10 protein-coding genes are annotated in these 10,199 nt (G+C 76.8%); 5 read left to right on the top strand and 5 right to left on the bottom strand.

All coding sequences use genetic code 11. From position 1 onward, the window contains the following. Positions 1–63: 63 nt before the first annotated feature. From AB0953_RS15295 to AB0953_RS15285, 3 genes are read right to left on the bottom strand one after another with little or no spacing between them, the layout of a single operon-like run. On the bottom strand, positions 64–1,632 hold the full coding sequence (locus tag AB0953_RS15295; protein ID WP_366859927.1) for a hypothetical protein: 1,569 nt from the start codon (positions 1,630–1,632) through the stop codon (positions 64–66). Beyond that, entirely contained in the window at positions 1,620–2,753 is a 1,134-nt protein-coding gene (locus tag AB0953_RS15290) for a hypothetical protein (RefSeq protein ID WP_366859926.1), read from the bottom strand. The genes AB0953_RS15295 and AB0953_RS15290 overlap by 13 nt, the downstream gene beginning before the upstream one ends. Beyond that, positions 2,692–3,540, bottom strand: coding sequence for a phosphatase PAP2 family protein (locus AB0953_RS15285; protein ID WP_366859925.1), 849 nt, complete (start codon positions 3,538–3,540; stop codon positions 2,692–2,694). Before AB0953_RS15285 ends, AB0953_RS15290 begins: the two co-directional genes overlap by 62 nt. A gap of 118 nt (positions 3,541–3,658) precedes the next feature. Here AB0953_RS15285 and AB0953_RS15280 point away from each other — a divergent pair, with 118 nt between their 5' ends. Beyond that, a complete protein-coding gene (locus AB0953_RS15280) occupies positions 3,659–4,255 on the top strand; it encodes a histidine phosphatase family protein (RefSeq protein WP_366859924.1) in 597 nt (198 codons plus the stop codon). Between the two features lie 85 nt (positions 4,256–4,340). Here the strand turns inward: AB0953_RS15280 and AB0953_RS15275 are convergent, their stop codons facing one another. Beyond that, a complete protein-coding gene (locus tag AB0953_RS15275) occupies positions 4,341–5,636 on the bottom strand; it encodes a tetratricopeptide repeat protein (RefSeq protein ID WP_366859923.1) in 1,296 nt (431 codons plus the stop codon). A gap of 395 nt (positions 5,637–6,031) precedes the next feature. On the opposite strand from AB0953_RS15275, the gene AB0953_RS15270 reads away from it, so the two are divergent. Both AB0953_RS15270 and AB0953_RS15265 read left to right on the top strand, forming a co-directional pair. Further along, positions 6,032–6,403 (top strand): hypothetical protein, encoded by a 372-nt coding sequence (locus AB0953_RS15270; protein ID WP_366859982.1) that lies wholly within the window; start codon positions 6,032–6,034, stop codon positions 6,401–6,403. A 92-nt stretch (positions 6,404–6,495) separates the two neighbouring features. Further along, positions 6,496–7,374 (top strand): fused MFS/spermidine synthase, encoded by an 879-nt coding sequence (locus tag AB0953_RS15265; RefSeq protein WP_366859922.1) that lies wholly within the window; start codon positions 6,496–6,498, stop codon positions 7,372–7,374. A 30-nt stretch (positions 7,375–7,404) separates the two neighbouring features. Here AB0953_RS15265 and AB0953_RS15260 read toward each other — a convergent pair whose 3' ends face one another. Next, entirely contained in the window at positions 7,405–7,950 is a 546-nt protein-coding gene (locus AB0953_RS15260; RefSeq protein ID WP_366859921.1) for a hypothetical protein, read from the bottom strand. Between the two features lie 79 nt (positions 7,951–8,029). On the opposite strand from AB0953_RS15260, the gene AB0953_RS15255 reads away from it, so the two are divergent. Next, on the top strand, positions 8,030–8,719 hold the full coding sequence (locus AB0953_RS15255) for a response regulator transcription factor (RefSeq protein ID WP_361907371.1): 690 nt from the start codon (positions 8,030–8,032) through the stop codon (positions 8,717–8,719). Beyond that, the gene (locus AB0953_RS15250; protein WP_366859920.1) at positions 8,716–10,137 is read left to right on the top strand and encodes a HAMP domain-containing sensor histidine kinase; all 1,422 of its coding nucleotides are present in this window, start codon (positions 8,716–8,718) and stop codon (positions 10,135–10,137) included. The genes AB0953_RS15255 and AB0953_RS15250 overlap by 4 nt, the downstream gene beginning before the upstream one ends. The last annotated feature ends 62 nt before the right edge of the window (positions 10,138–10,199 follow it).

The following is a 10,199-nucleotide window of genomic DNA, read 5'->3' as shown; positions in this document are numbered from 1 at the left end:
CGCCCGAGGCGGCGCGGGCGGGGCGGGTGTCGCGGGGGTGGGGGGCGTCGGGGGCGCTCCGGTTCACAGGATGTCCTCGTCGGTCACGGCGTCGGGCAGCCAGGCGGCGGCGGTCGCGGATCCGGGCGGTCCCCCGTGCGTCCACGGGGTCCGCTCCGGGTCGGGCAGCTTCGGGCCGCCGCGGGCGTCGTGTTCGAACAGCGTCCAGCACACCCGCTCGCCCTTCTCGGGCACCGAGCCCGGCTCGGGGTCCCGGCCGCGGCCCATCTTGTCCAGCAGCCGCAGCACGATCTGCCCGTCCGGCTCGTAGCGGACGAACTGTGCGCGCTGCGGGCGCCCCTCCAGGGAGCGGTACACCGTGCCGCCGCCTTCCTCGGCGAGCTGCGGCCGGTCCTCGGTGGCCACGGTCACCAGGGGCCGCGGGCTGGGCCGCTTGGACTCCGTCCACTCCATCACCACCGCGGTGACCTCGCCCGCGAAGGCCTCGCCCGCGAGCCGCCGCCCCGCCATCACCAGCGGGTCGTCCAGTGCCTCCTGGGCGTCGAGGCGGACCTGCTCGGTCTCCCGCGTCGCCAGTTTCTGCGCCGCGGTCACCGCGTCGTCGCGGCGCGGCTGAGGCGGCTCGCCGGCCCGGACCCGGTCGCGGTGGCCGGTGTACGACCAGCGGTCGCGGGTCCAGCGCTCCTCGGTGCGCCCGCCGGCGGGCAGGGTGCGCAGCAGCTCCAGGGACTGCCACACCGCCTGCCAGGTCGGCCGCATCTGCTGCGCGACCAGCTCCCGTACGGCCCCCTCGGCGCGCTCCACGTCGCCGGGGCGGCCGGCGGTGCGCGCCGCGTCGTAGCGGGCCATCGCCGGGGCCAGCAGCTTGTTGTCGAAGGCCGGGTCGGTGGCGGGGCCGGCGGGCGGGACCAGCAGCTGCCCGGCGCCGTCGCGGCCCAGCTCGGCCCGCAGGGCGGCCTCGGCCCCCGTCATGCCCTGCGGCGGGGCCAGCCAGGCCAGCAGGGCGCCCAGGTGCTGGTCCTCCAGGTTGCTCTGGCCGGTCGCCCAGTGCCGGGCCAGCAGCTCGCTCGCCGCGAGCAGCACCGAGGAGCCGGGGACGCGGGCGCGCTCGCCGAGGTGGGTGAGCCAGCGGCCCAGCAGCGGCACCCGCGCGGGAGCCGGGTGGGGGTTGTCGGGGTCCTCCTCCGCCGTGCGCCGGAACCGCATCGACCGGCCCAGCAGCCGTACGTACTCGACGCCGGCCCGGCTGGGCACGACGAGTTGCGGCGCGTCCAGGCACAGCTCGGCGGCCACCTTGCTCCGCGCGCCCGTTTCCGGGTCGGTCTCGGTGCGCTCCACCTGCTCGACCTCGTCCGCGTACGACTCCACGTACGGCAGGACCACGTCCGCGAGCTCGGCGAGGAACGCCCAGCGCAGGTCCCGGTCGCGCGGCTGGGGTACGACGAGCAGCCGCGGCTCCGAGGGGTCGGTGCCGACGAGTGCGCCGAGCGGGGCGCCCGCCTCGCCCGCGGTCGTCAGCGGGACGAGGACCAGGGGGCGCTCGGACAGGTGCCGGTGGCGCACGGTCGCCAGCGCCTGGGCCCGGCCGGTGCGGACGGCCTCCAGCCGGGCGAGGGTGTTCAGCAGCGGCATGCGGCCTCCTCCAGGGCCTCGGCGCGCAGCCGGGCCGCGCGGTGCAGCGCGGCCGCGGCCGGGTCGTCGGGGGATCCCCGGCCCGCGGCGGCCGCGAGGGCCTCGCCGACGGTGGTGAACGCGCCGAGCTCGGCCCGCACGGAGCGGCCCAGGGCGGCGGCCTCGTCGGCGGCGCGGGCCCGCTCGCGGCAGTGGAAGGCCAGCTCGCAGGCGGACAGGCATTCGGGGGCGTAGGCGGCGGGGACGGCGGCGACCGCCTCGGTCAGCTCCTCGGCGGGCCGCGCCGGGTCGAAGCTGAGCCCCTCGGGCAGGGTCGCGGCCAGCTCCTCCACCCGGGTGAGCCGGCCCAGCTGGCGCAGGGTGACCGAGCGCTCGCGGCGCAGGTCGACGGGGGCGGCGGCGGGCAGGTTGGAGAAGTCCTTCGGACAGACGAGCAGCGCGGTGTGCCCGACCGTGGCGGCGGGCAGCTTCTCGGCGGTCCCCTCCAGGGCCAGGACGTAGACGGCGGCCTGCCGGGCGGCGGCGCCCACCTTGGCCGGGTCGGCGGCCCCGTCGATCAGCGGGAAGGACTTGATCTCCACCACGGTCCAGCGGCCGTCGGGGTGCACGACGACGGCGTCCGGCTCCAGGTAGGCGGGGGTGCCGGCGACCTCCAGGGCCAGCATGGGGTGGTCCAGCAGGGTCCATGCGCCGGCGGCGGTGGCCTCACGCAGGGCGAGCGCGGTGCGGGCGGCGCGGCCCTCGGGCCCGGCGGCGGTGAGGTCGGGGACGCGGGTGCCGGGGCCGGGCGGTTCGGCCGCGCCGCCGAGGTGCTGGTGGACCAGCCGCAGCAGGGCCGCCCCGCCGTCGCCCTTGACCTTGGCCTCGAAGGAGTTGCCGCGGACGATCGCGAACTGGGACTGGCCGAAGGGGGCCGGTGAGCCGAGGGCCGCGGCGAGGGCGGTCTTGTCCACGCCGGCGCCGTCGAGGAGGGCGCGTCTGCCGCAGCCGGGGTTGGCGGCGAGCGCCGCCAGCGCGCGGGCGTCGAGCGGCCGGGGCGGCACGGCGGGGCCGCGCAGGTCAGCGAGCCGCTGCCGCAGTGTCGTCGTCCGGGGCGGGCCGCTGGGAGGGTAGGAGCTCACGGGCGGAAGTGTCCCATCCGCCACTGACAGCCGGGGCCGTACTGTCGAAACCCGCTGTTCGGGCCGGGGCCGGGCGCGGCAGCGCGCCCGCGGCCAGGTAGCCGGCGCCCATCACGGCGGCCCCGGCGGCCGCGTCGAGGAAGTAGTGGTTGGCGGTGCCCATGACCACGAGCGCGGTGAGGAGCGGGTAGGCGGCGCCGACGGCCCTGACCAGCGGCCGGCGCCCGTGCTGCCACAGCAGGATCCCGCACCACAGGGCCCAGCCGACGTGCAGGCTGGGCATGGCCGCGTACTGGTTGGTCAGGCCGCCCATCCCGCGCGGGGCGCTGGCCTCGGCGCCCCACCAGCCGTACCCGCTGTACCGGGCCATCGTGTCGGTGAAGCCGTACGCGCCGTCGAGGAGCCGGGGCGGGCAGGTGGGCATCAGAGAGAAGCCGACGAGCCCGAGGAGGGTGGAGGCGGCCAGCCAACTGCGGGCCGCGCGGTAGTGGTCCGGGCGGCGCAGGTACAGCCAGACCAGCACGGCCGGGGTGACGAGGTAGTGCAGCGAGGCGTAGACGAAGTCGGCGGGTACGCCGAGCGGCCCGTGCCGGGTGAAGAGCCGGTTCAGGGGCCGCTCGAAGTCGATCCCGAGGAGTTCCTCAGCCCTCAGGAGGGCGAGCCCGTGGTCGACGGCGAGGTGCACGTCGCCGCGGGCGAGGAGTCTGCCGCCGGTGTACGCGCCGTAGAGGAGCCCCAGGAGCAGCAGTTCGGCCCACCAGCGGGTGGGCTTCTGCCGATGAGTCATACGGGCTAAGACGTGTGTTCGGGCTCGTGGGTTGCCCGGTGTTCATGTGATGGATGATGGTCGGACGATAGAAGCGCCCGAACGGGCGCGAATCCCTCTGGACCGGGAGAAATCACCGATGGCCCCCCGCATCCTCCTGGCCCGGCACGGCCAGACCGCATGGTCCCGGCTCGGCAAGCACACCGGACGCACGGACGTCCCCCTGCTGGAGGAGGGCCGGCGGGGCGCGAAGCTGCTCGGCGAGCGGCTGGCCGGGGAGCCGTGGGGCGCCCTTCCCGGCGTGGAGGTCCGCACGAGCCCGCTGGTCCGCGCGAGCGAGAGCTGCGACCTGGCGGGCTTCGGCGCCCGTGCGGAGCCGTGGGACGCGCTGATGGAGTGGGACTACGGCGACTACGAGGGCATGACCCCGGCCGAGATCCAGGCCGTCCGCCCCGGCTGGCTGATCTGGCGCGACGGGGTCCCCGGCGGCGAGTCCGTCGCCGACGTCGCGGCCCGCGCCGACGAGGTGGTCGCCTGGGCCCGCTCCGCCGAGCGCGACGTCCTGGTCTTCGCCCACGGCCACATCCTGCGCACCCTGGCCGCCCGCTGGCTCGGCTTCGAGGCCTCCTTCGGCGCGCGCATCCGCCTGGAGCCGACCTCGCTGTCGGTCCTGGGCTGGGCGTACGGGGCGCCCGCGCTGGAGCGCTGGAACGACACCGGGCACCTGGAGGTCTAGGACCCCGAGGTCCCGGCCGGCCGGGAGTCCGGCCGGGGCGAGGGGCGGGGCGGTCCGGCGAGGGGCGGGGCGGTCCGGGCGCCGGTCAGGCCATGGCGTGGCGCTGCAGGAACGCCGCCACCCGCGGGCTGCGCTGGTGCGGGACCAGGGCCGCGGCCGTCCCGGAGAGCAGCGAGCGGATCCGCGTCGACTGGACGTCGCAGAGCAGGTCCAGGACCCGGCCGCCCGCCCAGGCGGCCTCGTCGGGGGCCCCGGCGCGGGCCAGGTCCCCGGCCAGCTCGGCGGTGTAGAGGGCCACGTTCCGGGCGAAGTGCGGGTCCTGGAGGTCCGCGGCGCGCCGCGCGTGCCGGGCCGCGCGGGCGTGCTCGCCGAGGGTGCCCCAGCAGTGCGACTCCAGCGACTCCAGCTCGGCCTCGCCGAAGAAGGACATCCACTCCGGGTCCGCGTCCGCCGTGCCGCGGGCGAACTCGGTGTGCGCCCGGTTCAGCGCGTCCTCGCAGGACCTGCGGTCGGCGAGCCCCGCCCAGCCCCCCGCCTCGCGCAGGGCCAGCAGCGACAGCAGCCGCGGCGAGCCGAGGCAGCGGGCGGCGCGGCGCCCCGCCTGGGCCGCCCGCACCGACTCGCGCGGCCGGCCCGTGTCGCGGGCCAGGAAGGCGATGTTGCTGAAGGCGTGCGCCTCCAGCCCCGCGTCCCCCGAGACCCGGGCCGTCGCCAGCGCCTCCGCGTAGTGCGAGCGGGCGTCGTCGAAGCGGCCGGAGTCGTGGGCCAGCCAGCCCACCGAGAGGGCCAGTTCGCCGGCGCCCGCGTGCAGCCGGTCCTCGGTGGACTGCCGGGTCGCGCCCGCGTCGAGCAGCGCGTACGCGGCGCGCAGCGGTTCGGCGGCCCGGCGGTAGAGGGCGTCGGCGCCGTGCCGGTCGTCCAGCAGCCGGATCTGCCGTACGGCGTCCTCGACCGCGGCGGCCTCGGCCTCCCCGGCGCGCGAGGGCGCGCGGCGGGTGTCGCCGAGCAGGGTGAGGGCGAACGTCGCGGCCGCCACGGTCGCGGAGCCGCCCGCCATGAACGCGCGACGCTGCACGTCGCTCTCCTTGTGGGTGTGGGGGGTGCGCTGCTGCGCCAGGCGGCCGCGGACGGCCTCGCGCGGGTGGAACCCGAGGTCGGCCAGGGTCCGGCCGGGGAACATGTGGAGGAAGACCCGCTCGTAGGCGTAGTTGGGGCAGCGGATCTCGCCCGACTCGACCCGGCCGATGTAGCGGGCGTCGCAGGAAACCGTTTCTCCGATCTCCCGCGCCGACCGGCGCACCAGGGCCGCGAACTCGGCCGCGGAGTGCTGTCCGCGCAGCCGCCGGAACGTCAGGTTGGGTGAGTGCGGGAACGCCGCCATGGACGTGGCCTCTCTGGCAAGGAACGCACCGCCGGTGCTGTGACGTGGAGCTGGGCCCGGCGCGCATGAACGTACCGCCAGCGCAGGCCCTTTGATGTGGTGTTTGGTTACAAACCGGATATCTCACCCGCGATCCGCCATGAACTGCCATCCTTTGCGGCGTCTTGCCGCCGTACCGGTTGACGCCGGCCCGCGTTGAACCCATGAGGAGTGGGAGGTGACTCCCGCCCCACGCGTACGGCGAGCGAGGAGGGGTTCTGGTGGTGGAGGCCGGTATGGAGAGCACTGGAATGAACACCGCGACCGCGCAGGGCGCAGCAGCCCACGCTCCCGTCCCCGCTGTCCCGGCGGTCCCGGGGATCCCGGCCGTCGTGGCCGCCCCGGCCGCCCCGGCCATGCCCGTCGTCGGGGCCGACGCCCCGGACCTGGTCACCGTGCCCGCCCGGCAGGGGCTGGAGGCCGTGGACATCATCCGCCGCGCCGCGAGCAGGGCCGGCGGGGTCGGCCCGGTCCTGCACGACGGGTCCGGCGACACCCTCGGCTTCCTCGTCCCGCCCGGCACCGCCGACGCCTGGGACCTGCCCGGCAGCGCCTGTACGCAGACCAACGGGCGCGGGATGCGGTTCGGGGACGTGTCCCCCGCGTCCGGGACCGGCGGCTGGCTGCTCCCGCCCGAGGCCGTCGGCCCGGTCACCGATCCCGAGGTGCTGCGCGCCGCGCTCGGCGAGGCGGCCCGCCTCATCGAGGCCGCCGACAACTGCCGCTGACGCCCGCCGCGGCCGCCCGCCCGACCCCTCGCGCCGCGGGCCCTCCGCGCCCGGCGTGCCCGGCGCCCGCCGCGGCCGGGGACAATGGTCCGGTGGCAGCAGGCAAGGGCAGAGGCGGCAGGCAGCGCGGGCGCGGCACCCCCGAGGCGGTCTCGGCGCAGGTGGACGGCGGCCGGGCGGAGCTGGCGCCCGACCGGGAGCGCGCGGGCGGCTGGACGCTGCTGATCGACGGGGCGCCCCAGTCCCACGTGGACCTCGGCGATCCCGGGCACCTGGACTTCGCCTACCAGCGCCGGATCGGCCACCTCATCGACCTCGCCGCCCCGGCGCGGCAGCCCCTGAACGTGGTGCACCTGGGCGGCGGGGCCTTCACCCTCGCCCGCTACACGGCCGCCGCCCGCCCCCGCTCGACCCAGCAGGTGGTGGAGGTCGACGCCGCCCTGGTGGCCTTCGTGCGCGAGCACCTGCCGCTGGACCCGCAGGCCCGGATCCGGGTGCGGGCGCTGGACGCGCGGGCCGGGCTGGCCAAGGTCCCGGACGGCTGGGCCGACCTGGTGATCGCCGACGTGTTCAGCGGCGCGCGCACCCCCGCCCACCTGACCAGCACCGAGTTCCTGGACGACGTACGCCGGGCCCTCGCGCCCGGCGGGTGGTACGTGGCCAACCTCGCCGACGGGCCGCCGCTCGCGCACCTGCGGGGGCAGATCGCGACGGCCGCCGCCCGCTTCGCGCACCTGGCCCTGGCCGCCGACCCGGTGGTGTGGCGGGGGAAACGGTTCGGCAATGCGGTGCTGGCGGCCGCCGACCGGGAGCTGCCCGTCGCCGAGTTCACCCGGCGCGTGGCGAGCGACCCGCACCCGGGCCGGGTCGAGCACGGCCGGGCCCTGACCGACTTCGCGGGCGGCGCCGCCCCCGTCGCGGACGCCTCCGCGGTGGCCTCCCCGCAGCCGCCGCCGTCGGTGTTCCGCTGAGCGGCGGCCGGGCCCGTACCGCCGGCCGCGCTAGTTCCCGTACGTCTCCACCAGCGGCGGGTGGCCGTTCCAGGTGCAGAAGACGGACATCTCCTTGCCGGCCCTGGTGAAGGTGACCCGGATCCAGTACGGCTGCTTCCACACCTGCATCTGCCAGCCGGAGTCCGGGGTCGCCGAGACCAGCTCCGCGGAGGAGGCGCCGAGGTCGAAGACCACCCGGCCGCCGTCGACCGTGTAGGCCCTCACGGTGCCGCCGCTCCCGCCGCCGTAGCCCTGCTGCCCGGACGGGCGCGGGTCGGGCGGGGGCGGCTTCGGCGGGGACTTGGCCGGGCTCGGCCCCGGGGACGGCGGCGCCGCGGAGGACGCGGAGGCGGAGGGGGCCGCCGAGGGGGGCGGGGATTCCGTTTCGGCGGGGCGCTGGGTCGAGGAGGAGAGCGGCTTCGCGGCCAGCGGGACCGCCAGCGGCGGATCGTAGGCCGTCCCGGACATGACCGTGTGCACGCCCCACCACGACAGCGTCACGGCCGCGCCGGTCGCCAGCGTCCAGGCGAAAGCATGTACAAGTCCTCGGTGCATCAGCGCACATACTGCACCACCCGCCCCGCAGACGGCCCGACACCCCGCCGGGTCGCCCGAATGGACTACGGTGCGGGCCATGGCAAGTGTGCTCGTGGTCGAGGACGACCAGTTCGTACGTTCCGCTCTGATCCGGCACCTGACCGACGCCTCGCACACCGTGCGCAGCGTCGGCACGGCCCTGGAGGCACTGCGCGAGGTCGCCCACCACCGCTTCGACGTGGTCATCCTCGACCTCGGGCTGCCCGACCTCGACGGGTCGGAGGCGCTGAAGATGCTGCGCGGCATCACCGACGTACCGGTGATCATCGCCACCGCGCGGGACGACGAGGCGGAGATCGTCCGGCTGCTCAACGCCGGCGCCGACGACTACCTGACGAAACCGTTCTCCGTCGAGCACCTCTCCGCCCGGATGGCCGCCGTCCTGCGGCGCGCGCGGGCCGCCGCCGGGTCCGAGGCGCCCTCGGGGGTGCTGCGGGTGGGCGGCCTGGCCATCGACCCGCTGCGGCGGCAGGCCGAGCTGGACGGGGCCGCCCTGGACCTGACCCGGCGCGAGTTCGACCTGCTGGCGTTCCTCGCCGGGCGGCCCGGTGTCGTCGTGGCCCGGCGCGAGCTGCTCGCCGAGGTCTGGCAGCAGTCGTACGGGGACGACCAGACCATCGACGTGCACCTGTCCTGGCTGCGCCGCAAGCTCGGCGAGACCGCCGCCAACCCCCGCTACCTGCACACCCTGCGGGGAGTGGGCGTGAAGCTGGAGCCGCCCGCGTGAGATGGGCGCTGGTCAAGGTGTGCCTGGCCGTCACGGCCATGGTCGTGGTGGCCTTCGCGGTGCCGCTCGGGCTGGTCGTCCAGGAGATGGCCCGGGACCGGGCCTTCTCCAATGCCGAGCGGCAGGCCGCCACCATCGGGCCGACCCTGTCCATCACCACCGACCCGGCGCAGCTGCGCAGGGCGGTGGAGTCCACGCAGATGGGCGCCGCCCAGCGGATGTCCGTCCACGTGCCCCCGATCGGCGGCGCGACGGCCGTGGAGATCGGCGCCGGGTGGGCCGGGCCGGACGCCGTGGAGGAGACCCGCAAGCAGGGGCGGGCGATGATCGTCCCGCTCTCGCGGGGCGGTTCGGCGCTGCTCCAGCCGACCGCGCTGAGCTCCGGGGACATCGCCGTCGTGGAGATCCACGTCCCGGAGAGCGAGGTCAGCAACGGGGTCGGGACCGCCTGGGTCGTCCTGGCGGGCGTCGGGCTGGCGCTGATCGTCGGCTCGGTGGCCGTCGCCGACCGGCTCGGCGCGCGCCTGGTGCAGCCGGCCGAGCGGCTCGCCGAAGCCGCCCACCAGCTGGGCGAGGGGCGGCTCGGGGCGCGCGTACCGGAGGGCGGGCCGAAGGAACTCCGCTCGGCGGCCGTGGCGTTCAACTCCATGGCGGACCAGGTCGTGGAACTCCTCGCCAACGAGCGGGAGCTGGCCGCCGACCTGTCGCACCGGCTGCGGACGCCGCTGACGGTGCTGCGGCTCAACACGGCCTCGCTCGGCGACGGCCCGGCGGCCGAACAGACCCGGGCGGCGGTCGAGCAGCTGGAACGGGAGGTCGACACGATCATCCGCACGGCCCGTGAGCAGCGCGCCCCCGGAGCGGCCGGCGCGGGCGCGGGCGCCGGCTGCGACGCCTCGGAGGTGATCCGCGACCGGATGGCGTTCTGGTCGGCCCTGGCCGAGGACGAGGGGCGCGAGGTGCGGCTCGCGGGCGTGGACCGCACCGTGCGGATCCCGGTCGCCCGCCCGGAGCTCGCGGCGGCGCTGGACGCCCTGCTCGGCAACGTCTTCCGGCACACCCCGGAGGGGACGCCGTTCGCCGTGGACGTCCACGACGCGGGGGACGCCGTCATCGTCCTGGTCTCGGACGGCGGCCCCGGCATCGACGACCCCGACGCCGCCCTGCGGCGCGGCAACGACGGCGCCCGCGACGGCTCGACCGGCCTCGGCCTGGACATCGTGCGCCGGGTCGCGGAGGGGACGGGCGGCGATCTGCGGATCGGGCGCTCGGTCCTCGGCGGCACCGAGGTCAGACTGTGGATCGCCCTGGACGGGCGGGCGAGTGAGCCGAAGGGAGTGCGCCGGCGGCGGCGGGCGAGCGCCCGGAGGAAGGCGCGGGGCGGGAGCGGTCCGCCTGCCGAGGGGCAACCGACGTAACCGCGGCGGGGCCGGGGGCGCGCCTCGCGGGGAGCGGCGGCGCGCGTCGGTACGGTCCGCGG

It is taken from the genome of Streptomyces sp. NPDC046866 (assembly GCF_040704625.1).
Lineage (GTDB): Bacteria > Actinomycetota > Actinomycetes > Streptomycetales > Streptomycetaceae > Streptomyces.
This window is presented reverse-complemented; position numbering and strand designations above follow the sequence as displayed.